This is a genomic window from Actinomadura chokoriensis, assembly GCF_039529475.1.
In the GTDB taxonomy this organism is placed as follows: Bacteria; Actinomycetota; Actinomycetes; order Streptosporangiales; family Streptosporangiaceae; genus Spirillospora; species Spirillospora bangladeshensis.
On sequence record NZ_BAAAMW010000006.1, the window covers coordinates 231,810 to 256,581 of the forward strand.

Annotated in this window: 17 protein-coding genes; 5 read left to right on the plus strand and 12 right to left on the minus strand. The window is 68.7% G+C overall.

Going from position 1 to position 24,772, the window contains the following annotated elements; genetic code table 11:
• The first annotated feature begins 17 nt into the window (after window positions 1–17).
• Both ABFX46_RS16220 and ABFX46_RS16225 read left to right on the plus strand, forming a co-directional pair.
• The gene (locus tag ABFX46_RS16220) at window positions 18–2,018 is read left to right on the plus strand and encodes an N-6 DNA methylase (RefSeq protein ID WP_346042996.1); all 2,001 of its coding nucleotides are present in this window, start codon (window positions 18–20) and stop codon (window positions 2,016–2,018) included.
• Window positions 2,019–2,071: 53 nt separating this feature from the next.
• Window positions 2,072–3,583 carry a serine/threonine-protein kinase gene (locus ABFX46_RS16225; RefSeq protein ID WP_346042998.1) on the plus strand — a complete coding sequence of 504 codons (1,512 nt, stop codon included), beginning with the start codon at window positions 2,072–2,074 and terminating at the stop codon, window positions 3,581–3,583.
• Here the strand turns inward: ABFX46_RS16225 and ABFX46_RS16230 are convergent.
• The 9 genes from ABFX46_RS16230 to ABFX46_RS16270 all read right to left on the minus strand — a co-directional run bounded on the left by ABFX46_RS16230 (window position 3,561) and on the right by ABFX46_RS16270 (window position 14,416).
• Entirely contained in the window at window positions 3,561–5,630 is a 2,070-nt protein-coding gene (locus ABFX46_RS16230) for a UvrD-helicase domain-containing protein (RefSeq protein ID WP_346043000.1), read from the minus strand. The two genes, ABFX46_RS16225 and ABFX46_RS16230, sit on opposite strands and share 23 nt — an antisense overlap.
• A 160-nt stretch (window positions 5,631–5,790) precedes the next feature.
• Complete coding sequence (locus ABFX46_RS16235) at window positions 5,791–7,092, minus strand: NAD(P)/FAD-dependent oxidoreductase (RefSeq protein WP_346043001.1); 1,302 nt, start codon at window positions 7,090–7,092, stop codon at window positions 5,791–5,793.
• A 233-nt stretch (window positions 7,093–7,325) separates the two neighbouring features.
• Entirely contained in the window at window positions 7,326–8,084 is a 759-nt protein-coding gene (locus ABFX46_RS16240; protein WP_346043198.1) for a TIGR04141 family sporadically distributed protein, read from the minus strand.
• A 10-nt stretch (window positions 8,085–8,094) separates the two neighbouring features.
• Window positions 8,095–8,676 (minus strand): DUF6119 family protein, encoded by a 582-nt coding sequence (locus ABFX46_RS16245; protein WP_346043003.1) that lies wholly within the window; start codon window positions 8,674–8,676, stop codon window positions 8,095–8,097.
• Window positions 8,669–9,346, minus strand: a complete 678-nt coding sequence (locus ABFX46_RS16250) for a Scr1 family TA system antitoxin-like transcriptional regulator (RefSeq protein ID WP_346043004.1) — start codon at window positions 9,344–9,346, stop codon at window positions 8,669–8,671. Before ABFX46_RS16250 ends, ABFX46_RS16245 begins: the two co-directional genes overlap by 8 nt.
• Window positions 9,347–9,760: 414 nt before the next feature.
• A complete protein-coding gene (locus ABFX46_RS16255; protein WP_346043006.1) occupies window positions 9,761–9,955 on the minus strand; it encodes a DUF397 domain-containing protein in 195 nt (64 codons plus the stop codon).
• Window positions 9,952–10,833 carry a helix-turn-helix domain-containing protein gene (locus ABFX46_RS16260; RefSeq protein ID WP_346043008.1) on the minus strand — a complete coding sequence of 294 codons (882 nt, stop codon included), beginning with the start codon at window positions 10,831–10,833 and terminating at the stop codon, window positions 9,952–9,954. Before ABFX46_RS16260 ends, ABFX46_RS16255 begins: the two co-directional genes overlap by 4 nt.
• Window positions 10,834–11,705: 872 nt before the next feature.
• Window positions 11,706–11,963, minus strand: coding sequence for a DUF6406 domain-containing protein (locus ABFX46_RS16265; protein ID WP_346043010.1), 258 nt, complete (start codon window positions 11,961–11,963; stop codon window positions 11,706–11,708).
• Window positions 11,964–11,965: 2 nt separating this feature from the next.
• Window positions 11,966–14,416, minus strand: a complete 2,451-nt coding sequence (locus tag ABFX46_RS16270) for a calpain family cysteine peptidase (protein WP_346043012.1) — start codon at window positions 14,414–14,416, stop codon at window positions 11,966–11,968.
• 641 nt (window positions 14,417–15,057) lie between these two features.
• Between ABFX46_RS16270 and ABFX46_RS16275 the strand changes: the two genes are divergently transcribed.
• On the plus strand, window positions 15,058–16,446 hold the full coding sequence (locus ABFX46_RS16275; protein WP_346043014.1) for a CBS domain-containing anti-phage protein: 1,389 nt from the start codon (window positions 15,058–15,060) through the stop codon (window positions 16,444–16,446).
• Window positions 16,447–17,000: 554 nt separating this feature from the next.
• Window positions 17,001–17,447 carry a DUF6941 family protein gene (locus tag ABFX46_RS16280; RefSeq protein WP_346043015.1) on the plus strand — a complete coding sequence of 149 codons (447 nt, stop codon included), beginning with the start codon at window positions 17,001–17,003 and terminating at the stop codon, window positions 17,445–17,447.
• A gap of 180 nt (window positions 17,448–17,627) precedes the next feature.
• Here ABFX46_RS16280 and ABFX46_RS16285 read toward each other — a convergent pair whose 3' ends face one another.
• From ABFX46_RS16285 to ABFX46_RS16295, 3 genes are read right to left on the minus strand one after another with little or no spacing between them, the layout of a single operon-like run.
• The gene (locus ABFX46_RS16285) at window positions 17,628–18,122 is read right to left on the minus strand and encodes a hypothetical protein (protein ID WP_346043017.1); all 495 of its coding nucleotides are present in this window, start codon (window positions 18,120–18,122) and stop codon (window positions 17,628–17,630) included.
• Entirely contained in the window at window positions 18,122–18,568 is a 447-nt protein-coding gene (locus tag ABFX46_RS16290; protein ID WP_346043019.1) for a hypothetical protein, read from the minus strand. The genes ABFX46_RS16285 and ABFX46_RS16290 overlap by 1 nt, the downstream gene beginning before the upstream one ends.
• A complete protein-coding gene (locus ABFX46_RS16295) occupies window positions 18,552–20,768 on the minus strand; it encodes a hypothetical protein (RefSeq protein WP_346043020.1) in 2,217 nt (738 codons plus the stop codon). Before ABFX46_RS16295 ends, ABFX46_RS16290 begins: the two co-directional genes overlap by 17 nt.
• A gap of 476 nt (window positions 20,769–21,244) precedes the next feature.
• Between ABFX46_RS16295 and ABFX46_RS16300 the strand changes: the two genes are divergently transcribed.
• Entirely contained in the window at window positions 21,245–24,730 is a 3,486-nt protein-coding gene (locus tag ABFX46_RS16300; protein ID WP_346043021.1) for an AAA family ATPase, read from the plus strand.
• Window positions 24,731–24,772 lie beyond the last annotated feature (42 nt).

A 24,772-nucleotide genomic window follows, 5' to 3' on the forward strand; every position in this document is an offset into this window, starting at 1 on the left:
GGCTGAAGGGAGCGCTGGTGCCGAACGATGCGACGGTGACCGCGGCGGACATCGCCCGCCTCGCGGCGGTGGGCCGCGCGGCCGTGAGCAACTGGCGCCGCCGCCACGACGACTTCCCGCAGCCCGTCGGCGGGACGGCGGTCAGCCCGACGTTCTCCCTCGCCGAGGTGGAGGACTGGCTCCGCGACCAGGGGAAACTGGCCGACTCGCCCGTCCGCGAGCGCGTCTGGCAGACCCTCCGCACCGCCGCCTCCGAGGGCCGCGACCTCGCCGACGTCCTCACCTTCGCCGGCGCGTTCCTCCTCCACCTGCGCGCCGACCCCGCACGCTGGGACGAGCTGCCGGACACCCCCGACGACGAGGTCGCCGCCGCCCTGCCCGAGGTCGTCCGGGCCCTGCCCGGGGGAGTGGAGGCGGGCCCCGACCTGACGCCGCCGTCGGCGGTGCCGCTCGTCCGCGCCCTCTCCCAGCTCGTGGACGAACTCGGCGCCGTGGAGACGTTCGAGTTCCTGCGCACCCGCTACCTGGAGCACCACAGCCGCCGCGTCTACCTGACCCCGGAACCGGTCGTCCGGCTGATGCTGGAACTCGGGGGCCCGGCGCGGACCGTCCTCGACCCGGCCTGCGGGACGGGCAGCTACCTCAAGGCCGCCGACGAGGTGTTCGAGGACGTCCAGCAGCTCCTCGGGCAGGAGATCGACGACACGACCGCGCGCATGTCCGCGATACAACTCGCGCTACGCGGCGCCCCCGCCGAGGTGTGCCCGGGTGACTCCCTGCTGGCCGACGCCTTCCCCGGACGGACGGTCGACCTGGTCGTCTCCAACCCGCCCTTCAACGACCGGGGCTGGGGCTACGAGCAACTGACCGGCGACCCGCGCTGGGAGTACGGGCTGCCGCCGCGCATGGAATCGGAGCTGGCGTGGCTCCAGCACGGCCTCGCCCATGTCGAGCCAGGGGGGCATGTCGTTCTGCTCATGCCCCCCGCTGTCGCGAACCGTCGTTCCGGACGCCGCGTCCGTTCCGAGTTGCTTCGCCGTGGGACGCTCCGCGCCGTCATCGGCCTGCCCCCCGGCGCGGTGCCGAACATGGCGGTCGCGCTGGCGGTGTGGGTTCTGCGTCGTCCGGCCCCTGGCGGCACCCCGGCTGACGACGTCCTGATGGTCGATACGTCGGCCGACCCCGACAACTTCCGGAGAACGGCCCTCGACGCCTGGCGCCGTTACGAGAAGGGCAAGCCCACCGGGACGGACTCAAGCGTCGTCGTACGCATCATCGACCTTCTGGACGACGAGGTAGACCTCACCCCTGCCCGCTACCTCCCGCAGCGGAGCGCGCCCACGGCGGAAGGCTCGTTCGTCGCCGCCCGGGAGCTGCTGGAGGCGAAGGCCGCGGAACTTCCGCGGGTGGTCTCGGAGTTGTCGTCCCTTACGCAGTCCCGCGCGCGCGCCGACGTCCCCATGACGACGGTCGGCGAGCTGGCCAAGGCCGGCGTGCTGCAGATACTCCGACCTCCCGCCAAGGTGCGGCTGGGCGAAGGCAACGTGCCGGTGCTGACCCTGGAAGACGTCGCGCTGGGCCAGGAGCCCACGGGCACGGCCGCACCGGACGACGAGCACGTGCATGTCGCGGCCGGCGACGTCGTCGTGTCGCTCACCGCACGCAACCCCGTGGCGCGCGTCATCACCGGGGAGGGACCGGTGCTGGGGCCCGGCCTGGCCCTCGTGCGCGCGGAACCGTCCCGGTCCGACCCCGATTTCGTCGCCGGATGGCTGCTGCTCGGCGCGCAGGGCGCCCGGCTCCGCAGCTCCACCTCGTCCGCCCGCTTCGACGTCCGCCGCGCCCGCCTGCCCCGCCTCGGCCTGGACGAGCAGGCCGAGCTCGGGCGGGCGTTCCGCAGGCTCACCGACCTGGAGGCGGCGCTCCGCGACACCTACCGCCTCGGCGCCGACGTCCTGCGCCTCGGCCTGGAGGGGCTCGGCGCGGGCACCCTCCGCCCGTCCGGCGGACCCCGGTAGGTTCCGGGGGCCGCCGCCGGTACGCTGCCTGCACGGGCCAGTGGAGGTGGGCGTTGCGGCGGGGCGATCTCCTCGGGGAACGCGAGCGGTACGAGCTCGATCAGGCGATCGGGCGCGGCGGGATGGGCGAGGTGTGGCGCGCCTACGACCGCTTCCTCGACCGGCGGCTGGCCGTCAAGTTCACCCGCGTCTCGGACGAGTCGCTCGTCGGGCGGTTCGAGCAGGAGGCGCGGAGCACCGCCTGGTTCGAGCACCCCGGCGTCCCGACCGTCTACGACTTCGGCAGCCACGACGGATGCTTCTACCTGGTCATGCAGTACGTCGAGGGCACGACGGTCGACCACGTCCTCGACGCCGAGGAGAAACTCTCCATCTCGTGGGCCGCGCTCATCGCCGCGCAGGTGTGCGCCGTCCTGAACGTCGCGCACCAACGCCCGCTGGTGCATCGCGACCTCAAGCCCAGCAACCTGATGCTGTGCCGGGACGGCTCGGTGAAAGTCCTCGATTTCGGTGCCGCGGTGGGTCTCGGGCCGGGCGACGTACGCCGGACCACCACCGGCCTGGGGGCGCCCTACACGCCGGGCTACACGGCCATGGAGCAGGTGTACGGCAGCCCAAGCCCGCAGAGCGATCTGTACTCCCTCGGATGTGTCCTCTACGAAATGCTGACCGGCCGCCAGGTCTTCCTAGGGACGACGCCCTACGAGGTGCTGCGCCGCCATGAGGACGAGGCTCCGACCCCACCATGCGTGCTCAACTCCGACGTTCCTCCGGCGCTCGACGCACTCGTCCTTGAACTCCTCGCCAAGCAACCGGGCGACCGCCCAGCGAACGCCGACGATGTCTACCACCGCCTCCTGCAATTCGTCTCGTCCCTGCACCCGCTCCCAGGAATCGTTGACGCGATCGCCCCGCAACACCTGTACGCCGGTGCCGTCAGCCGGATCCAGATATCCGGGAGCGTCCCGTCACCCCGCCAAGAGGAACCCGTCGAACTGCCCACGCTGGGCGAGGTCGTCCAAGCGCGCGCGGAAGCGGCCGACCTCGCCGAAGCGGGCCGCTACACCCAGGCGGCGGAACTCCTCTCCGGCCTGACCGAACCCACCCGCCTGGCGCTTGGCGACGACGACCCCGAGTACATGGGGCTTCGCCTCGACCTCGCGGACGTCCTCTTCCAGGGCGGCGACTACCGCCGGGCCGTCCACGCCTACCGTGCCGCGGCCGTGACCCTGGCCGAGTGGTACGGCCCGGACGACCCGCACGTCCTGAACTGCCGCGAACAGGAGGCCGTCAGCCAGGCCCACCTGGGCGCCACCGACACGGCGCTCGTCCATCTGCGGGAACTCCTGGACGACCTCTCCGACGCCGGCCCCTGGGACCCGCTGGTCCTGCGCATCCGCGAACGCGTGGCCCGCCTGAAGCTCGCCGCCGGGGAAACGGACCAGGCCCGCAAGGAACTGACCGAACTCCTGGCCCACATCACGGGCCTGCGCGGCGACGACCATCCGCAGGCGACGGCCATCCGGACGCTCCTGCAGGACCTCACCCAGGCAGAAACGGGCTAGGCGCCCCCGCATACGACACGTACAGATGGTCGCGCGCCCGCGTTGAGGCCACGAACAGCAGGCAGCGCTCCTTCTGGACGTCCTGCGCGTGCGCCTTCGGGTCTTCGTCTTCCGGCGTGATGGCCTTCGCCGCCGGAAGCGAATTCTCGTCCGCCCCGATGACCGCGATGCACCGGAACTCCAGCCCCTTCATGCGGTGCATGGTGCCGACCTGAATACCCGGCGACTTGCTGGGCACCTGGTAGGCCGCGATCCCCTCGTCCTTCAGCCGTTTCGCGGCCTTCTTCGCGACCCACCCGTACCGGTGCGCGATCCCGATGGCACTGGGCTCCACCCCGTCGTCGAGCCAGCCCCGGACCTGCGCCACGAGCCCGTCCATCTCCGCGTCCGGATCCGGATACGCCTTCACGACGGGCCGCCGCCCATGAATGGGCGAACGGTACCCGTCCAGGGTGTCGGCGGAATCGTCGAGTCCCTGCGCCGGCGAGAGCCCGAGCAGGGGCACCGACCACGCCAGGATCTCCTGCGTCGTCCGGTAGTTGATCTTCAACTTGGTACTGCGCCCGCGCACGTTGATGCCGAGACTGGTCAGCGAAACGTGGCTGTCGTAGATCCGCTGATGCGGGTCCCCGACAATGAACAGGTCATCCGGCCCGACGGCCACCAGCCGCCGCAGCAGCCGCCATTGCGTCGGATGGATGTCCTGGGCCTCATCGACGATCACATGGTCGTATTCGGGCCCGTCCACGAGATCCGCCGCCTCATTGGCGAGCTGCGGAAACGTCGACTTCCCTTCGGCGGCGAGCCCGTCGACCACGACGCGGATCGCCCGCCACACCACCGACCGCTGCGCCTTCCCCAGCGGAACCCCGCGCCCGGTGCGCGTGCACGCGAGATAGTCCTCCTCGCTCTCGATCTCCTGAGCGAGGACTATCTGCTCCCATTCCCGGCCGAGGAAGGACGGCGAGAACGGCGTCCCCTCGGCCGCCTCCTCCCAAAGCGGGTCGAGCACATCGGGCCCGGCGATACCCGGCTTGTGATGCCGCCCGACAATCCCATAGGAAACGGAATCCACATTCTTGACGTGAACCCGCTCCCGCACCTCGGGATCGTCCACGAGCATCTCAAGCTGCTTCTCCAGCGCCTCCGCCAGATTCCGCGTGAACGTCGTCAGCAGGACGCGTCCGCCCTTGCTCGCGAGGAACTTCGCGCGATGCAGCGCCGTGACGGTCTTCCCCGTCCCGGCACCCCCGGTCACCTGGGCGGGCCCGCTGTAGGAAGCCCGGAGCGCCACTCGCCGCTGCACCGGATGCAGGAAAATCCGCCAGGTGTCGAAAGGATGGGCGAGAACCTCCCGCAGCTCCTCGGGCCCATTGACGAAGACGACCTTCCCCGGCGTCCTGCGCATCGCGGTCACCAGGTCGTCGGGATCGACGGCCGCGGGCTTCTCCTCGACCGGCAGGCATTGCGCGACCTCGTCCCACGCCTGCTGCACATTCATGCCCTGCGCCAGGGCGAGCAGCGCGATGTACTGCGGCTCCGGCAGCAGTTTCTCCATCGCCTGCAGATGCGCTTCCTCCGTCAGCAGCTTGACGAGCGGAATCAGCTCCGCATCGATTCCGAGCCGCACCAGATCCTTGTCGAAGACATGGCCCAGCAGCCGGAAGTTCGTCCCTTCGGCGGTCTTCTCCAGCGCCGGCGACATCTCCTCCAGCGCGACCTGGTCGCGCATCTCTAGCACACCGATCGCCTGGTTGACCGAGAACTTCTTACTCCTGGCCCAGGCGATGGCGTCGTCATGCGCCATCACGGCGAGCAGGCAGTAGACGTCGCCCTTCTCCGGCGCCAGTACCACCCCGCGCCAGAACTGGTCGATCCGGATCGTCCGGATCCGCGGATCCTTGGCGTTGTTGAGCTTCTCCAGGTGCAGCCCCGCATGCGTGTGCTCGGCGAACTTCGCGATCGCCGCCTCGACACCCCTCCGCACCTTCGGCTCCAACTTGGCGTACTGCGGCATGAACGAATCCGCAATAGCAAGCTGAGCCACCCCGCACCGTCCTTCCACCGGCCCTGACACCCCGTCAGGGTCCGAACATCCTAGGAGCAACCCGCTCCCATAGATGATTGAACCCCGTACGACCCCCCGACCGCCTCCGGACAATCCCGGAATCCGGGGGACGGGCGGTGAGTTCCGGCGGCGAGACGGATCAGTGCGGGATCTTCGGGAGTTCCGGCGCGGACGTCTCCAGCGGCACCAGCGGGGACCGCACCAGACCCAACTGCACCAGCTGGCGCGACAGCACCGCGTTCAGGGCCCAGTCGGCGGCCGTCCGCGCACGATTGCCCGGCAGCGACAGCAGATGGTAACCGCGGGTGACCGCCTTGGCCGGCAGCCCCGACAGCGGCACGTGCAGCGGGTTGGCGGCCGCCTGGGCCCCACCGAGGTCGACCAGGAACCCCAGTTCCCGGTGCCGATATGGGCCCCGGGCGCCGGTGCCATAGGACGCGGCGACGTTGCGGGCGGCCCGCTTGCCCTGCCGGACGGCGTGCTGCGCGGTCATCGGCGTCACCTCGCCGGGCCGGTTCGGGTCCGGCACCGCGGCGGCGTCCCCGCACGCGAAGATCTCGGGACGGCCCGGCACGTTGAGGTACTCGTCGACGACCAGCCGGCCCTTCTTCGTCTCCAGCCCGAGCGATTCCACGAGCGGATCGGGCCGGACGCCCACGCACCAGATGAGCGACCTGGTGGGCACATGCCGCCCGCCGGTCAGCCGCACCCCGTCCGACTCGGCGTCCTCGACCGACCTGCCGGTGAGCACCTCGACCCCGCGCCCCCGCAGCACCCGGTCGGCCGTACTGGAAAGACGCTCGTCCAACTCGGGCAGCACCCGAGGCGCCAGATCCAAAAGCAACCAGCGCGCCTCATCTCGTAGCCGTGGAAGCCGACGCCTGAGCGCCCGCGTGAGCAACGCCCCCTGTGCGGCGACCTCAACCCCGGTATAACCGGCCCCGACCACCACAAAGGTGCACCGCGCTGCCCGTTCCTCCGCATCATCAGCGGCGTCGGCGAGTTCCATCTGCCGGATGATGTGGTCCCGCAGATACAGCGCCTCCGGAATGCCCCGGAACCCGTGCGCGTGCTCCGCCACACCCGGAATCGGCAGGAGCTTGTTGACACTCCCCGCCGCAAGGATGAGCCGGTCATAACCGGCCTCCCCGCGCCCGCCCTCCGGATCGACGTAACTCACCGTCCGCGCATCCGGATCGATGGCGTCCGCCTCACCGAGCACGAGCCGAGCCTGGGGAAGCGCGGCGGTCAGCGACACCGCGACCCGCCGCGGATCGAGCAGCCCGCCGGCCACCTCCGGCAGCAGCGGCACGTACAGGAAGTAGTCGGTCGGGTTGATCACCACCAACTCCGCCCGCCCCCGCGCCACCCGCGACAGCGTGCGCGCGGCATGGAACCCGGCGAACCCCGCCCCGACGATCACGATCCTCGGCCGCCCCATCCGTCCCCCTCTCGGACGGTTCTGATAAGTACCCCGGCACCGCCCGCATTAACGACGAACCCCCTGCAATAAACGGGACCTGTGTCAGGCGAGTGATGCCACGGGACGCCTCCCACCTCCGCACGACGAGCAGTTCTCGCAAGCACGAACCGATCCTCGTCCGCTGCGGCGCCACCCTGCCCAGGAACGCCCACCCGCCCCCCTGCCCTGGCCAGCCCGCCTCGGCCCGCAATTCACGAATCGTGGGCCGAGATGCCGACGACCTCGACTGGGACGCCGTAGCGCGTCCGGATGGTCCTTGCCACGTTCGCCAGGGTCACCTGGGAGAACGGGAACAGCGTGGAGGCGCTCAGCCGCTCGCCGCCCTTCAGCAGGATCGCGAAGACGACCTTGCGGGGACGGAACGGACGCGGCAGTTCCAGGCGGCCTCCGCCGATCTCCTCCACCAGTGCCGCGAAACGCGCCTCGCCCTCGGGCGTGTGGAGCGTCTCCATGGAGACGAGGCCCTGCCCGAACAGGTGGCTGAGCGGGGCCGAGCCGTCGGCCCGCTTCACGTGCACCAGGACGAGATCACGGGTGAGGACGTCGCAGGCCTCGACGCCGTTGCCGCGGTGCAGCCGCGTACGCACGCCCTTGCGGTCCAGGCACAGGGCGCCGGGCAGGACGTCGGCGACGTGCTCGTTGTAGCGCTTCTCATCCCATCCCTCCTCCCAGGCCGGGAGGTAGAAGCCGGGATCGGGCACGATCAGGCCCTCGATCTCCCCGCGCTTGGCCTCCAGGTACCGGGTGCCGATCTCGTACCAGCGTCCGTCCATGAGGAAGAAGCTGCGGTCGTCCAGGGCCACCGTGGCCTCCAGCCACTTCAGCGCACTGCAGTTGCCGAGGGACTCCGTCCGGCCCGGGTCGGAGTACATCTCGATCCGCGCATCACGCACGCGTATGAGGCGCATGCCCTGCCGCTGGCTCCGCGCGCGGCGCAGCAGATACGCCAGGTCGGGCCGGTCACTGTTCCACTTCGAACCGGCGAACCTGGTGGTGAAGGCGCGGGCGTCCGAGCTTCACCCGCAGTCCGGCGGCGCCGTCGATGGCGATCGCGCCGTCCTCACCGCGCATGCCGGTGAGGGCGAGCCGCGTGGTCGCGCCGCCGGCCCGGCCCACGACGTCGGTGTGCTCCTCGACGCCGAACGCCCAGATCGGCATGCCGCCGGGGACGATCGTGGCGTCCGTCCGACCGTAGAGGGCGGGTGAGCGGCGGACGAGGTCGCGGACCTGGCCGGCGTCCAGCACGCGGATCGCGACGCGCAGCCCGAAGCGGGGATCCTTCCTGGACTCGGGGACGAGGCGGAAACCGGCCCCGTACCCGATGGCGTAGACATGCTCGTCCACGGCGAGCAGCAGGAGGCAGGCGCCGTGGCTCTCCGCCCCGCCGATATGGAGCCCGGTGGTGATGGCGGCATGCTCGCGCCACTCGGGCGCGGCCCGCTCGAACCGGGCGGTCACCGCGACCGACGGCACCGCGAGCGCGGACGGGAAATGCTCACCTCCTACGTCGACATTGAGTTCGGGCCGACCTCGTTCATCCATAGAACGACGACATGGGGAGGAAGCCTCCCGGGACGCGGGTGTCGTGCGGTAGGACGCGGACCGTGATCCGCTCCTCTTCCGAGACCACCCTGATCATGTGGCGAAGCTGGGCAATCATTGCTTGCGGCGGGACGGCCAGCCGATGAATCAAGGACTCGTCCAGGACGGTTTCGTAGGACGGGCCGTCTGGCCGGAGCAGCTCGCTCTGCCGCCGCATACGGGCGTCGGCCATACGCTCCGGGACGGAGTCGATCTTCCCCTGGCACTCGTCCAGTTCAACGAGCGCCGAGATGAACTCGGGAGCCTGGAGGACGGCAGGCATCAGAGTCTGGTTGTACTCGCGGACGGTGTCGGCGTTGTACTCCAGGTCGGCGTAAAGCTTTTGGCGCGGCCCCATGGAGACGCCGTACTTGTCCCACCACCCCTTCTTCGCGGCCTCTCGGGCGAGCTGGAAGAGCCTGTCGTACTGGCCGCCGGTGACTTCGATGGTTTCGAGCATGGTGATGATCTCGCCGACGTCCGGACGGACCTGGGCGTTCTCCAGGCGGGAGATCTTGGCGCGGTTGTAGAACATGAGGCGGGCCACGCCATCGGTGGTGAGGCCCCGGCTCTCGCGGAGTTTGCGTATCTCGGCCGCCAGTTGCCGGCGGCGGACGTAGGGGCTCGGCATCGGCCGTCCTCCCGATATCGCGTCGGACACGATCCGTACCGATCACTGACTCTGCGCGATCGGCCACTATCGAGTAATCGTACGGTCACGCTCGGACAAAAACCCGACTCGCGCGCCGAAACGGGCCGCTCTCCGCGATATCGCCACGTGCAAATCCTGCACGTGCGAACTTTGCGCGCCCGATCCGTCCAGAGAAGCCGGTATTCGGAATCCTGAAGGTCGGTAGATGCCGGATTTTTGAAGGCGCGTAGCGGGTTCGCAACGCTTCCGCGCTGGCGGCACTTCGCTCTCGATTCGTCCGCAGAAGAAGGACGGCATCACCCTGACAGGAGGGGCGGGTGCGGGCGGCCCTCAAGATGCCGTCGGCCTTGAGACGAACGGGCTCGTCTCAAGGCCGCAGTGCTTGGTGGGGGATCAGTGATCGTGGGCGCGGATCTCCTTGAGGAGGGTCCGCCATTCCCCTCTGGTGAGTTCCAGAGTCGGGCCAGTACCGTTGAGCTTGGTGTCGCGGACGCCGATCGTGCCGTCTGCCGCCCGGCCCACCTCGATGCAGTGGCCGTTGGGTTCGCTGTGGCGAGACTTACGCCAGTCGTGGAACTGCTTGGTCATGTTCCCGATCCTGTCTGGTCGGTGAGCCGGTCGGCCACCTCCGTCAGGAAGGTGATGCTGTCCTCCGTGGACAGCGCGGCCTCCCGGAGGCGGTCATATATCCCGGTATACCGTGCCACTTCGCCGTGCTTGGTGAGAACGAGGTCGGTGGTGACGGTGTCGACGATCGCGATCGGCTGGTCGCCCGGGTCGGCGAACGTGTAGAGGTAGAACGACGCCTTCGGGAGGAAGCCTCCAGGGATGCGGGCGTTGTGCATGAGAACCTGAACGGTGATCCGCTCCTCCGCCGAGACCGTCTGGATCATGTGCCGGAGCTGGGCGACCATCGCCTCCGCCGGGACCGCTAGCCGGTGGATCACCGACTCGTCCAGGATGATCTCGTAGGCCGGTCCGCCTGCCCTGAGCAGCTCGCGCTGCCGACGCTCGCGGGCTTCGGCCATCCGGTCCGGCTCGTAGTCGAGCGTCTTCTGGCTCTCATCAAGGCTGACAAGGCCGTCGATGAACGGGGGGCACTGAAGCGCGCCGGGCATCGCCGTCTGGTCGTAACTCCGGACGGTGGCGGAGTTGTACTCCAGATCTGCCGCGAGCTTCTGGCGCGGTCCCATGGAGACGCCGTACTTGTCCCACCACCCCTTGTGGGCAGCCTCGCGAGTGAGCTTGAGAAGTCTGTCGTACTGACTGCCGGTGATCTCGAGGGTGTCGAGCATGTTCATGATCTCGCCCACGTCTGGACGGACCTGGGCGTTCTCCAGGCGGGAGATCTTCGCGCGGTTGTAGAACATGAGGCGGGCCAGGCCATCGGTCGTCAGGCCCCGGCTCTCGCGGAGTTTCCGTATCTCGGCCGCCAGTTGCCGGCGTCGGACGTAGGGGCTCGGCATCGGCCGTCCTCCCGATATCGCGTCGGACACGATCCGTACCGATCACTGACTCTGCGCGATCGGCCACTATCGAGTAATCGTACGGTCACGCTCGGACAAACACTCGACTCGCGCGCCGAAAAGGAACATGACCCCCACATCGGCACACGCAATTTCTGAACGTGCGAACTGTGCACACCCTCTTCGTCCCAGAAGGCCCGGATCGCAAATCCCACTTACCCGCACGTGTCGGATATGCGAATCGGTGCACCGAACTGAGTGCGGCGGGTGCCCGCGTCGGTCAGCAGCGGGCAGCCGCCCGGCCGGACGGCCCGAGCGGGGACGCGCTCGCCCACCGTCCGCGCCTTCGGTCGGTGGCCCGCGTCTACCAGACGGCGCCGAGTGGAGGCGCGGCGTTGGTGTGACGCGCAGAATCGACTGGACCGGCCATCCGGCGAGTCGATGATCACGCCCCCGCCCGACCAAAGTCTGCCTCGCCGACGAGGTACAACAGGATGCAGACCTGAGCGTTCAGTGTGGCCGTGGGGTCGTCCGGCACGTCGGCCTTGAGCGGAAGTCCGCTACCACCCGACCGCTATTCGCGCTGAATACCGGAGGCTAGATGCCGCCGGAGCCGCCGCGATGGTCTGCTGCTCGACGGACCCTGTCCCTCCGACCGCTGCCCTTGACACGTGATCGGCGACGTCCCCTGCATGGCCGTTCCGCACGCGTCCGACATCGGGCCCAACGAGGGCAGGCCCCGCCCCGCCACGGCGCCACCGATACCTCAAGGCACGGACTCGCCGACTCGGCCGGCCGCTACGAGCGCCCCACCCTCCGGCACGCCCCCGGCCTGACACGACGCCTGGAGGGGCGGTGATGTCCACCTACGATCATTCGATCCTGACGAACACGACCGTCCAATTCAGATCATCAGCATCTTTGATATGATCTAGCCGCCAAGTCTCGTTGCCGATCGAAAATGTGTCACCCGGGCGCAGCGAGATATCGCGCTCGCCGTCGTCTTTGACGAACGCGACGACCTCGGGCAAGCCTTCCTCGTCTGCTTCTTTGACGTCGACGACCCCGATTGTCCCTGCGTTGAGGTGACGGAGACGGCCGTGCCTCAGGCCGATTCTATCGAGTTCCATGATCAATCCAGTGTGGTGTAGCGCGGCCGGACGCCGGCTTTGAATTCTTGAATCGTCATCGGTTCAGGATGCCTGGTATTCCATGGGTTGCGCAGATGCAGCTTTCCTTCGTCGTCGACTTTTGTGACCTCATAGACATGTTTCTGCTGGAGACCTTTTGGTAGGGATGATTCACCGGTGCGGCGCTCGCGAGTGCCGACCAGCACGGGCTTTTTATCGGAAAGCTGATCAACGATCTCGTCGCGAAGCCGATGGTCAGCGTTACGTCCCTGACCATCGTAGCCGCTGGGGAACTCCACCGTCTTGGCGGGACGGCCGGTGAGTTGTGTGAGCAACTCGGCCCGATCCCTCGGGCCGCTGCCCTGATTCAATCGAACGTATCCGGTCGGTGCATCGCCGGGATAACCTTGAGCATTCCAGATTCTCGTCGCCTTGTCCCGACGTTCGCCGTTCCATGTCTGATCGGCGCCAGCGATCGCCTTCTCAAGAACCGGGGCCCAGGCCGCACCGGTCGAAACCGAGTTGGCGAAAGCGGGTTTGCCAGGATGGCCATCGTAGATCGGCAGGTCGGCCGTGACCGTCAGCGTGATGGGTCGCCCGGTTGGCTCGTAGCGCCGCATTGATGTCGAGTACTCGGCTTCTTGTAGGCGGACTTGGTAGTTGCCATCGTCAGTTTGCCGTACGCAGTCGCGAATGACCCGGGGATGGTGCCCGGCGATCGCACCCAACGTGGCGATGATGCCGCAGTCACCGAGGGCGCCCTGTTCTGTCTGTTCACGGGTGGGCTCTCCATCGAAGAGCGGTGTACGAGAGCCATCGGCACGCTCCAGCGGAGTGCCGTAGCGGTCGGGGACGTACTCCGGATCCTCGTGGGGGTCCCGGAAATCCGGGTGGTCGACAGTTCCGGCCAGTTCCTCGGGTTCATCGTTTCGATCCAGCTTGGCGGCGATCCGCTTGAGGCGATCTGACATGCCCTGTTCGAGGGCTTCCTCGCCAAGGCCGCCTGCGCGGGTGTCGTCATCGGCCGGCAATCCGTTACCCGAGATCCTTCTCTCCAACTCGTCCGAGGCATTGATCACCTGCGGATGATCAGGCTCGCGGTCCGGGGTGGCGTGCGGCTCCGGGGCAGGACGGTCCTGCGGCTGAAGCGCGGGCTGCTCCGCGCCGGACTTGCCCGCTTCGGTCGGCTGGGGTGCTTCGGGTGGGGGTGTGCGGCCGTTGTCGGCGGGCCCGTCCGGTGCCTGCGGATTCGTTCCGGTGTCCTGCACGGGTTGTGCGTCCCGGCCTGACGGCTCCGGGGCGCTGTGTACGTTGTCCGGCGGGGTCGGCGTGGGGCCGGTGGTGCGGTCGCCGGTCTCGGTGGACGGTTCGGGCCGGGCTCGGCCGTCGCCCTGCTCGTCCGCACCGTGCCCGTCCGTCCCCTGCGCGTCCGAACCCGGCCCGTCCGTCCCCTGCTTGTCCGCACCCGGCGGGTCCTGCTCGGTCCCGGGCGGCGTCCCGCTGTCGGCGGGTTCGGCGGCGTTGTCCTGGTGGGGGAGCGGCGGGTGCTCCTGGTCCCGTGGGCGTCCGGCCTCGGGCGCGGGGCCGCCGGCCTGCTCGCCGGAGAGCTGGGAGGCGGGCCGGTCACTCTCGCCCGGCGCGCTGCCGTTCGCGGCGCGGGTGTCGGCGGGCGGCGTCTGCGGCGGGCGCCCGTCCTGGCGCACGCCCTCACCACCGGCGGCTTCGCGTGCGCCGTGCCCTTCGGTATGCGCGTCCCGTCCGGTGCCGCCGGCCTCCGCCTGCCCCGCCGGCTGCGCCTTGTCAGCCTGGTTCCCTTCCTGTGGCGCGGTGGGGCCGCCGTCGCGTGTCTCGCCCGGCTGGCCGCCGCTGCCGCCGCCGGTGCCTTCGGCGTTCTGGGCGGCCCGTTGCTGCTGGGCCTCGCGGGTGCGGGCGAGGCTTTCCAGGCGGGACGGCTGGCCGGGCGACCCGGGGTTGTCGGCCGGCATCTTGTACTGCCCCGCCGACGACGCGGCCCGGTCGGGGGGCTCGGCGCGGCTGTCGGTCTCCCGTCCGGGCGGCCGGCCCTGGGGGTGGTCGCGTCCGTCGGTGCCCGAGGTCTTGGCGGTTGTGGTTTTGGGGTCGTCGGTTGCGGATCCGGTCTTGCCGGTCTGCGGTTCCTTATCGGCTTTCGGGTCGGTTTCGGCCGGTGGGGCGCCGGGGCCGCGCTGCTTGTCGCCGGTCGAGCCGGTAGTGGACGACTCGCCGGTCCGCTGGTCGCGGTCGTCGCGCTGGTCGGTGCCGGTCTCCCCGTAGCCATCGAGTTTCCAGCCGGCCGCGCGGAGGCTGTCGGCGCGGGGCGTTTCGCTGGACGATCCGTTGCTGTCGGCCGGTGGCTTGTCGCCGTTGCCCTGCGTGGTGGGCTTGTCGATGGTTTGGGGGCCCTTGCCGGGCCCGCTGGGGTGGTCCACGCCCACGCTCGCAGTCCTTCCACCCGGGGGGAGGCGAACCGTGAGGGCATCGAACGGACGGTCCGCCGGGTGTGCCTCTTGACGCGCGGGGCTGACGTCACGAGCACATCGGACCCCCTATGTAATCGCGCACGCCCGAACTTTGCACGTGCCGATTTTCCCTCCGAACCAGCTCCGCTCGCACATTCCCGCGTTGCGCCTCGGGCATCCGATTGGTCCATCCGCCGGAGCCGGTGATACAGACGATGCGACTGCGAGTGAGGGGCCATTCAAGTGATACGGCGATGCCCTATGTGACCCCGAGAAAGCCGATTTAGGACCGTCTGCGCCGCCGAGTGGTCCCTGCATCACCCGCTCACCGGCCGACCCTCGACCTCCCGTGACCCTCACCCTTGACGCTGCGGGGCCTCGATCTGCTCATCTGTGACTCCCGGACGGAGCATGGGCTCACCGGTAGAGATCCGTGCCCGGGGGCAACGCTGAGAATGCGTGACAGGTTCCCGGCGGCGGCCGTGTCCGGGCGGAGACAGGACTTCCGAAGGCCGCCGTGCGCAGCAGGACGCATAATCGGTCTCATCCGTGCTTCACCGTTTCGATGAGGCATCATGTGATCTCACGGTGGTATGCACCACGGATGGAGGTTCTGGATGTCTGAAGGCGCCAGGTCGGAATACCTTCTCGACGGCCGACGCGTCACGATCCCTGATCTCATCAAGGGGGGTCTGCTCGAAGTCGGTACCCGCTTGCGATTCGATCGCGTCCGACTGAAGGAGACCCACTATGCCGAGATTGCCGCTGATGGACAGATAGCCCTTGATGGCGGGCAGACCTTCAGATCGCCCTCACGTGCGGCGGTCGTGGCGGCCGGCGTGCGAGCCCTTGATGGATGGCACGCCTGGGTAGTCGACTCATCGAGTCGCTCCTTGGACTCCCTTCGCCAGGAGCTCCTCGACGAGGTGGCCGCCCAGTCACCCGCGGCTCCCCCTGTCACCGACGAGGCCCCGGCAGTGGCGAGCGCTCCCGCTCCTCAGCGCAGGCACGAGTTCCTTAAACAGGCTCGCCGCAAGGCCGATGCCAACCATCCCGATGAGATCACGGTAAGAGAGCTCCTCGCGTGGTGGGGCGCTGCCGCCCGTGGCTACCGGATCAGTCAGCACATCGAAGCCGATCTCGCCAACCACGGGCTGGTGACCGTCCCGAGTTTCCGCAAAGTCACCGTCGACGCGATGGTCAAGCTGGACGGCGTGGCGGAAGAGGACGCGGACGAAGCGGAGAAGATCGAATCCACACTTTCGGAGGCAGACGACTCTGGCGAGGCGGAGATGGTCCTCACCGTCGGCAACCTTCCTTCGGCACTCGGAGGGGTTGTGTCGGTGACGCCTCAAGCGACCTTCGAGGAAGCCATCACCCTCCTGCTTCTCAACGACTACTCGCAGATCGCCGTCATGAGCGGCCCGCGCAAGCTGCACGGGGCGGTGAGCTGGAAATCAATCGCCCGAGCGCGCCATGCTAACCCTTCCGCGGCCTTCGCCGACGCGATCATCGAGGCTCGGGCAAGAGGTTACGACACAGAACTCATCGATATTCTCCAGATACTGGAGGAAGCGGAGTTCATTTTTGTTCGAGATGATAAGGACGCGATTTCAGGTATCGTGACCACGACCGATGTCGTGCATGCTTACGGAGAACTTGCGACGCCATTCTTTCTCATCGGAGAGCTGGACCAGGCGCTCCGGCGCGTCGTCGCAAAGACTTACAGCATCGAAGAAGTGGCTTCGCTTTGCGACCCTGATGGAGCGAAGAACATCACGTCCTATGACGACTTGTCCATGGGCGACTACCAGCGAGTGCTGGAGAACCCCGGCATGTGGGAGAAGCTCGACTGGCCCCTCGACCGCGCAACCATCATCAAGCGGCTCAACGAACTCCGCGACATACGCAACGATGTCATGCACTTCAATCCCGATCCCCCTCCACCGGACGCCGTGAGAAAACTGCGCAATGCCTTGAAGCTCCTTCACGAGTACGGCGATTGAGCACCTGCCATAGACCCCGCCTCTGATCAGAACCGAGGATGGCGCGTGGCGATGCGTCGGTCAGCAGCGGCAACCGCCCGGCCGGATGGCCTGGTCGGACGTGCTCGTCCATAGCCCTCGCCATCGTTGAGCAACGCCACGCGACCTTGCCCAAGGCACGGCCGACGCAGTTGGGTAGTTGACCCAGTACGCTGAGTGGCATGTCCCCCCGGAATCCAGCATTTTCAGCGTCTCTACTTGCCGTAGACCATCGCCCTGCGGTGCGACGCAGTCCCGAGGCATGGGCTGGAGCTGTGTCGCGAGGCAGTCGCGTTCTCTGGGCCGCCGCCTGAGTGAGACCCCGCTGATCGTCGTCGATCAGCCAGAGCCATCGCGGCGACGGCAAGCCCCGTGAACTCCGGAGTGTCGAGGGCGGCCAACGTGGAGACGCAAACGCCCCCTGCCGGATGATCACGCTCTGAGAGCATTTATGTCGTAGTCACCAGCATCAGCGACCCGCTCGTTTACCGTAACACTGAGACCTACGCTTTCACCGCGACCAAGATGGGCTTCTGATGTCAGTAGAGATCGAGGAGTTGCAGTTGATTCTTTGTGACTCGGCGTCCAATGACCCGTCCGGCAAGATCCATATGCTCGGGGCGGGCTGGTCTATGACCGGCACACCCACTGCTCCGCACGCAGTGGTGCTCATGCTCAGATTTCCGCACGACCACGCCGACCAAAAGATTTCCTTGCAGCTCAGCCTGCTGAACGACAATGGAGAACCCGTGGTGGTGGGGCCGGCCGACCAGGCTGCGCCTATTACGGTTCATGGCAGTGTTGAGGTACCCGTGTGTCCTGACGTGCCGGACGACCTTTCCCGCGGAGCGAACTTCACGGTAGCGGTCGGGCCCATGCCGTTGCCCGAGGGACGCTACCAGTGGCGGCTGGACATCGAGGGCCATACGAAGGCCGTCAGGTTCGCCGTTCTCAGGCCGTCCCAAAAAGGTGCCCCTGCATAATTCGGTGAGAGTGACTACTGTTTGATTCGCCGACGTCGAACCAGGCTTCTCCAAACCCTCAGACATACCCTCCAGAGTGAAGGTAAGCCGGACCCTCTACTCTCGCCGCGCCGCCAGCTACTCCCCAGCATGAGCCGCGTCCTCCTCCACGTAGGTGGAGGCGCTAGCCGCAGCGGTCTTCTATCGCTGCTCGGCCTGCTCGCTTTGCCGTGCGGCAAGCCATTGCTCGGTGTAGGCGGTGGTCTCGTCGATGAACTGCTCCAGTCCCGCTCGATCGAAGTCCGCCTCGCCGACGAGGTACAGCAGGATGCAGACTTGGGCGTTCACGGTGGCCGTGAGGTCGTCCGGCACGTCGGCCTTGAGCGGGGGAGCGTCGACGGCGCGGCGGATCATGTCCTCGGCGATGATCGGGTTGACCTCGTCCGCGTCCTCGCCGAGTGTGATCCTCAGGTCGGCGACGAGGCGGACGATCTGGCCAACGGTGTAGTTCGGCGCGAACCTCCGCCGCACCGCCACCTCGAACGCCCCGAACAGCAACGACATGTGCCCGGCCGCCGTCTCGTCGCTGCTCTGCATCTCTTCTTGCAGCGGCACCCACGCATCGGGCCCCTCCAAGAGGAACGACCGCAAGGCGAGGATGTTCTCCTCGCGAATCTTGACGAGCGAGTAGTCCATTACTCGAGCAGTTCGTTGGCGAGCGAGCGCGCGCTGGACAAGAATGCGTCGAGTTCAGCGCTGGAGAATTGTTCTTCGCCCACAAGGTTCGCCAGCAGGACGATCTGATGTCCAAATTTCGTGTCCGGGTCGGCGTTGATAGCCGTGCCTTTTTCCAGCAAGTGGAAGATCAAGCTCTCGGCGAGTCGAGGGTCGATGATGTCAGGCATTTCATCGTCTAGTCCCCGCACTTGTGCGACGAAGTCGATGACGTCGGCGTCGTCCGCAGCCTTTCCGTCTTTCATGAAACGTCGTTCGACCGCCTCGATGAATGCGGCGGCGACCAAGGTCGCATACTCCGTGTTTGCTTCGTCCGCGGTGAGCTGCCTCGCCAGTCGCCGATGCTCGTCGATTTTCCCTGCCAGTTGAGCGCGGAGCACGTCTACTTGCTCATCGGTTATCGCCACGGTCTCTCCCTAGCTTTTGTCGAATCCAATTCACGCTCCGACGCGTCGTTTCGTATGCAACGATTACTACTCCCGCCACGCCGAGTGCGGCGTCCCCCGCCTTCACCGCGTGGTCAGGGGCTCTGAATTGGTCTATATTTCCACGACTTCCAGTGTGTTGGCCGGTTGGTGGAACACGTTCGACGCCTCTCTGGGCGGGCTCGGCGAACGTGTCCATAGACTTCTTTGCGTCGGAAGGTTTGTCGACTATCCCGCGATAGACCTCGCGTCGGCGAGATGGGCGCTCGGAGTCCTCCTCGCGAGGATCGCGGTCGACTGGGTCATCTTCTGGGCTGCCAAATTCGCCGCGTCCCCGTGTGCCGACCTCCGATTCGACCGGCTCTTGGTCCGGTGGGACCGGTCTACCGTCGCTGTCAACGGCTATCGTCACCTTTCCGCTGAATCGGCTCGGTTCCGTTTCTACCGGAGCTTCCTGCTGCGGAGCAACCTCTCGACCGGGATTCTTGTTTTCAGTGGATTGAGGCGCATTGCGGTCGGGTGGCGTGCTTCCGTCTGGGAGGTTGGGGACCTCCGGGTTTGTTCGATTGGTTTGGCTCGGGTTCTGTTTGGAGTCGTCCTCCGGGCCTTTCTTACCATGGTCGCCGTCTTGTTCGCCGGGAGGTCCGGGTGCCCCGGCGCTCTGGTCGGCTTCTTCGGACGGGGGCGGCGGGTCATCGGTGTTGCTCCGCTCGTCCGTTCCGCTGTCGGGTGCGGTGCCGCCGGGTGCGGCTTCGCCGGTGTTGATGGGGGGCTGGGCGGGCTCGCCCTCCTGGGGGACGGCGGGAGCGTCGCCGGTGGTTCCGTTGTCGGGGGTGCCGGTGGCGGCGTCGCCGGGCTGCTCGGTGCCGGGGCGGTCCTGCGGCGCTTGGGCGGGCTGCTCCGTGCCGGGCTCGCCGGCCTCGGCCGGTCTGGGTGCTTCGGGCGACAGGGGTGTTTCGTGCGGGGGCGTACGGCCGTTGTCGGCGGACCCGTCCGGCGCCTGCGAATTCGTCCCGGCCTCCTGCACGGGTTGTGCGTCCCGGCCTGACGGCTCCGGGGTGCCGTGCGTGCTGTCCGGTGGGGTCGGTGTGGGGCCGGTGGTCTGGTCGCCGGTCTCGGCGGACGCTTCGGGCCGGGGCTGGCCGTCGCCCTGCTCGCGCGCGCTCTGCACGCCCGTCCCCTGCCTGTCCGTGCCCGGCGGGTTCTGCTTGGTCTCCGGCGGTGTCCTGCTGTCGGTGGGTGCGGCGGCGTTGTTCTGGTGGGGGAGCGGTGGGTGCTCCTGGTCCTGTGGGCGTCCGGTCTCGGGCGCGGGGCCGCCGCCCTGCTCACCGGAGAGCTGGGAGGCGGGCCGGTCATGCTCGCCGCCTGCCGTGCCGCCGGTCGCAGCGCGGGTGTCGGCGGGCGGCGTCTCCGGTGGGTGCTCGTCCTGGCGCACGTCCTCACCCCCGGTGGCCTTGCGTTCGCCCTGCTCCTCGCCCTGCGCGTCCCGTCCGGTGCCGCCGGTGTCGGTCTGCCCCGGCGGCTGCGCGGTGTCGGCCCGGTTCCCTTCCTGTGGCGCGGTGGGGCCGCCGTCGCGTGTCTCGCTCGGTGGCCCGCTGCTGCCGTTGGTGCCTTCGGCGTTCTGCGCGGCCCGTTGCTGCTGGGCCTCGCGGGTGCGGGCGAGGCTTTCCAGGCGGGACGGCTGGCCGGGCGACCCGGGGTTGTCGGCCGGCATCTTGTACTGCCCCGCCGACGATGCTGCCCGGTCGGGGGGCTCGGCGCGGCTGTCGGTCTCCCGTCCGGGCGGCCGGCCCTGGGGGTGGTCGCGTCCGTCGGTGCCCGAGGTCTTGGCGGTTGTGGTTTTGGGGTCGTCGGTTGCGGATCCGGTCTTGCCGGTCTGCGGTTCCTTATCGGCTTTCGGATCGGTTTCGGTCGGTGGGGCGCCGGGGCCGCGCTGCTTGTCGCCGGTCGAACCCGTAGTGGACGACTCGCCGGTCCGCTGGTCGTGGTCGTCGCGCTGGTCGGTGCCGGTCTCCCCGTAGCCCTCGAGGTTCCAGCCGGCCGCGCGGAGGCTGTCGGCGCGGGGCGTTTCGCTGGACGATCCGTTGTTCTGGGCCGGTGGCTTGTCGCCGTTGCCCTGCGTGGTGGGCTTGTCGATGGTTTCGGGGCCCTTGCCGGGCCCGCCGGGGTGGTCCACGCCCACGCTCGCAGTCCTTCCACCCGGGGGAGGCGAACCGCGAGGGGATCGAACGGACGGTTCGCCGGGCGTGCCTCTTGACGCGCGGGGCTGACGTCACGAGCACATCGGACCCCCTATGTAATCGCGCACGCCCGAACTTTGCACGTGCGGATATCGGCCCTCCGTGAGATCGGCTGCGGCATGCATGGCATGCGTTCAACAGACCATGACATCGTCCATTGCCACCCCTATTTGCAGGCTGATCAACGGTTCTCAAGGCACGATTCAAGCGATACAACGATGTCCTTTTTGCCGGAATCGGCAGTGTGATCGCCGGGCCTGCGCGGTGCGCACGCGCCGGCGGGCAACTTTCGTCCCTGACTCACGCCGGGCCGGGCGCCGTGCGTCCTACCATGGCCCGGCGGCCGGTCCACCGGCTCCGTTGGACGGGGCGGCGGGGGCCGTCATCGCCGTGAACGGCCGACAGGGAGATGGGTGCGATGCCACTACCGGACCATCTGGAGTTACTTGTCACCGACGAGCCGACGCTCGACCTGTGGTCGGTCGGACCCTGGCGGGTCCCGGACGGATTGTGCGAGGAGATCGGCGCACGCCTGGACGACCTGGTGGCCGACCCGCGCTATGCGGACCTCACCACCGACAAGAGTTCCAGACTGAAGACGCCCGCCCCCCTCGTAGTGCTCGACCTCATCGTCACGACGGAATTCCTTCTCGGCCCGTCGGCCATCCGTGCCGGGTCGCACGCCTTCCTGCAAAGGCAGTGCTACGGCGCGTACTACAGAACGGGTCGCAGTTCGCTGAGCACGGCCGACGACTGGACGGTCGGGGATGGAGAATTCCTTCCGCTGAACTGGTTGGCGGATGCACCCGACCTCGACCTCGCGGTAGAGCTGGGCCGCATGTCGCTGGACGTGCTCGAGGGCGTCGAACCGCTGGAGGAGAGGCGGAATGCGCTGATCCGCCTCTTCGACGACCCGCCGAATCTCGCCGGCCTCACGACAACGGCCCGTGCCGAGGCGTTCATCGCGCGGGCCGACGACGAGACCCTGGCGGCACTGCCCGAACTCGCCGGGCCGACCGGCTACCTGGAATGGGTCTGGTCAGGGCTCCGGCCACTGCACGAGCATCTGGTGGAGGCCGCGCCGCACGAGGATTCCGCGGACGATCTGCTCGTCCGGCTTCTCGCGCATGCCGGGCTCGACGATGTTCCCCCGGAGATCTCGGCCGTCCTCGGCGAGGAGGGCTACCGGGACCTGCTGGACCGGTTCGCCGCCCAGCGCGCCGGCCACGACCGCGACAAGTGGGTGGACGCGACCGGAGCGTGGCTCTGCCGGACCCTGGGCGCAGGCGAGGCCGAGGCCTGCCGGCGCTGGCTGGACCTGGTGGCCAGGTTCATCGGCGCGGTGAACGGCCTCCCCGGCAACGCGCTCTTCCCCAACCGGGGCCCACTCCCGACCAGGACCGTCATGCGGCAGCTCAGGCGCCTGTACGCACCGCGCCGCAGCGTCGTCAACCCGGTGATGTCCACGCTCAAGCCCACGACGTCCACCACGGCCGCACCGGACGAGGCGCAGCAGCCGGAGCAGGAGCCCACCTTCGGGCTGGTCGGGCAGCCGGACGTCGTCGCCGCGCTGCGAAAGACGAGCACGGCCGCCGGGGACGTCCGGCTCCTGCTGGTCGGCCCGGACGGCACCGGCAAACGGGACGCCGCCCAGCAGGTCGCCGAACTGCTCACCGACCGCCGCATCACCGGGGACCCGCTCTGGCAGGCCGGGGACCACTACGCCGGCAAGGGCGCCTCCAGCGCCACCACGAAGGTCCTCGACTCCGTCGGCGACTGCGCGGGCAAACGCGTCCTGATCATCGACGGGCTGGACGTCCTGGCGCGCAACGACGACTGCGGCGCCGCCGTCCTCGAAGAGCTGCACCGGGCCATCGACGTCCGCGACGACCTGCACATCGTCGCGTTGTGCGAGCCGGGCGGCGACGAGGCGGTCCGGGAGGTCAACCCCGCGCTGGCGCTGCGGTTCACGACCGTGCCCACGCACCCCTTCGACGCCGACGGCTTCGCCGAACTGTTCCGCCGCGCGCTGCACAAGCGGGGCGCCCGCGCGGACGCGGACGCCCTGGCCGCGGCGGGCGAACTGCTGGCGCGGACACCGCCGGTCCGCAACCTCCGCAACGCCCGCCTCGCCCCCCACCTCGCCGGACTCGTCCTGGAGACCGTGCGCGAGCGGACCGGGCCGGGCGACGAACTCGCCGTCACCCGCGCCGACCTCCCCGAATCCCTCGTCGACGCCGAGAAGTCCGCCGACCCGATGGCCGAACTGAACGCGCTGACCGGCCTGGCCGCCGTCAAACAGGAGATCGAACTGGTCGCCGCGCGCGTCCGGGCCGGGAGGCTGCGCCACGACGCCGGGCTGCCCGCCACCGCCGCGCCCGCCCTGCACATGGTCTTCACCGGAAACCCCGGCACCGGCAAGACGGTCGTCGCGCGGCTGGTCGCCCGCATCTTCAAAGACCTCGGCGTGCTGTCGTCCGGCCACCTGGTGGAGGCGTCCCGCGCCCGGCTCGTCGCCCCCTACATCGGCCAGACCGCGCCCAAGACCCGCGGCGTCGTGCAGAGCGCGCTCGGCGGCGTCCTGCTCATCGACGAGGCGTACTCCCTCACCCAGAGCACCTCCAGCAACGACTACGGCGCCGAGGCGGTCACCGAACTGCTGAGCGCACTGGAGGACCATCGCGACGACCTGGTGGTCGTCGTCGCCGGATACGAGACGGAGATGCAGCGCTTCCTCAGCGCCAACCCGGGCCTGGCCTCCAGATTCCCCACCGCGGTCCGGTTCCCCGACTACACCGGCGCCGAGCTCGTCGAGATCTTCACCGCTCAGGCCTCCGCCGCCGGCGTGGAGCCGTCCGCGGCCGCGCTCGGCAAGGTCGCCGAGCTACTCCGGCGCTCCCCGCGCGTCCGCTCCTTCGGCAACGCGCGCGTCATGCGCAACCTCTGCGAACGCGCCACCGCCCTCCACGCGCGCCGCGTCACCGCGCTCGACACCCCGTCCACCGACGACCTCACCGCCCTCCTCCCCGAGGACGTCCCGGACGTGCTGAGCGGCACCACCCGCGTCCAGCCCGTCACCGACCCCGTCGCCGAACTCGATGCGCTCATCGGGCTGGCCGAGGTCAAGGGCGAAGTCCACCGGCTGGTCGCCGAAGCCCGCGCCGCCGAACTGCGCCGTGGCGCCGGCGCGAAGCCCGCCGCGCCCACCCGGCACATGGTCTTCACCGGCAATCCGGGCACTGCCAAGACGACCGTCGCCCGCCTGGTCGCGGCCGTCTACGCGAAGCTGGGCCTGCTGTCGTCCGGCCACCTGGTCGAGGCGTCCCGCGTCGACCTCGTCGGCCCGTACCTCGGGCAGACCGCGCCCCGCGTCCGCGCCGTCGTGGAGCGGGCCCTCGGCGGCGTCCTCTTCGTGGACGAGGCGTACGCCCTGGCCGGCGACGCCTACGGGCAGGAGGCCATCGCGACGCTCATCCAGCTCATGGAGGAGTACCGCGGCGACCTCGTCGTCATCGCCGCCGGATACGAACGCGAGATGCGCCGCTTCCTCACCGCCAACCCAGGGCTGGAATCACGCTTCCCGAAGCGCGTCGCCTTTCCCGACTACACAGACACCGAACTCGTCGCGATCTTCCGGCACCTCGCCACGGCCGAAGGCTTCACCCTGGCCCCGGACGTCCCTGACCGGCTCCGCGTGCTGCTCCAGACCAGCGCCCGCGGGCCGTCCTTCGGCAACGGCCGCCTCATGCGCAACCTCCTCGACGCCGCCATCGCCGCCCAGGCGGAACGCATCACCACCGGAGACCGTCCGGACGACACCGAAATCACCACCCTGCGCGCCGCCGACCTGCACGCCGTCACCCCGGAAACGCCGCCGTCCAGAAACGTCGGGCTGTACCTATGACTCCCACGCGATCAGCCGGGCGATCCCGCGAGGAGCTTCGCG

Excerpts from the sequence above, each read along its gene's own strand:
- ABFX46_RS16235 (WP_346043001.1), bottom strand. The coding sequence starts at position 7,092 with ATGGGGCGGCCGAGGATCGTGATCGTCGGGGCGGGGTTCGCCGGGTTC.
- ABFX46_RS16245 (WP_346043003.1), bottom strand. The coding sequence starts at position 8,676 with ATGGATGAACGAGGTCGGCCCGAACTCAATGTCGACGTAGGAGGTGAG.
- ABFX46_RS16265 (WP_346043010.1), bottom strand. The coding sequence starts at position 11,963 with ATGGAACTCGATAGAATCGGCCTGAGGCACGGCCGTCTCCGTCACCTC.
- ABFX46_RS16255 (WP_346043006.1), bottom strand. The coding sequence starts at position 9,955 with ATGACCAAGCAGTTCCACGACTGGCGTAAGTCTCGCCACAGCGAACCC.
- ABFX46_RS16280 (WP_346043015.1), top strand. The coding sequence starts at position 17,001 with ATGTCAGTAGAGATCGAGGAGTTGCAGTTGATTCTTTGTGACTCGGCG.
- ABFX46_RS16300 (WP_346043021.1), top strand. The coding sequence starts at position 21,245 with ATGCCACTACCGGACCATCTGGAGTTACTTGTCACCGACGAGCCGACG.
- ABFX46_RS16285 (WP_346043017.1), bottom strand. The coding sequence starts at position 18,122 with ATGGACTACTCGCTCGTCAAGATTCGCGAGGAGAACATCCTCGCCTTG.
- ABFX46_RS16275 (WP_346043014.1), top strand. The coding sequence starts at position 15,058 with ATGTCTGAAGGCGCCAGGTCGGAATACCTTCTCGACGGCCGACGCGTC.
- ABFX46_RS16250 (WP_346043004.1), bottom strand. The coding sequence starts at position 9,346 with ATGCCGAGCCCCTACGTCCGCCGCCGGCAACTGGCGGCCGAGATACGC.
- ABFX46_RS16260 (WP_346043008.1), bottom strand. The coding sequence starts at position 10,833 with ATGCCGAGCCCCTACGTCCGACGCCGGCAACTGGCGGCCGAGATACGG.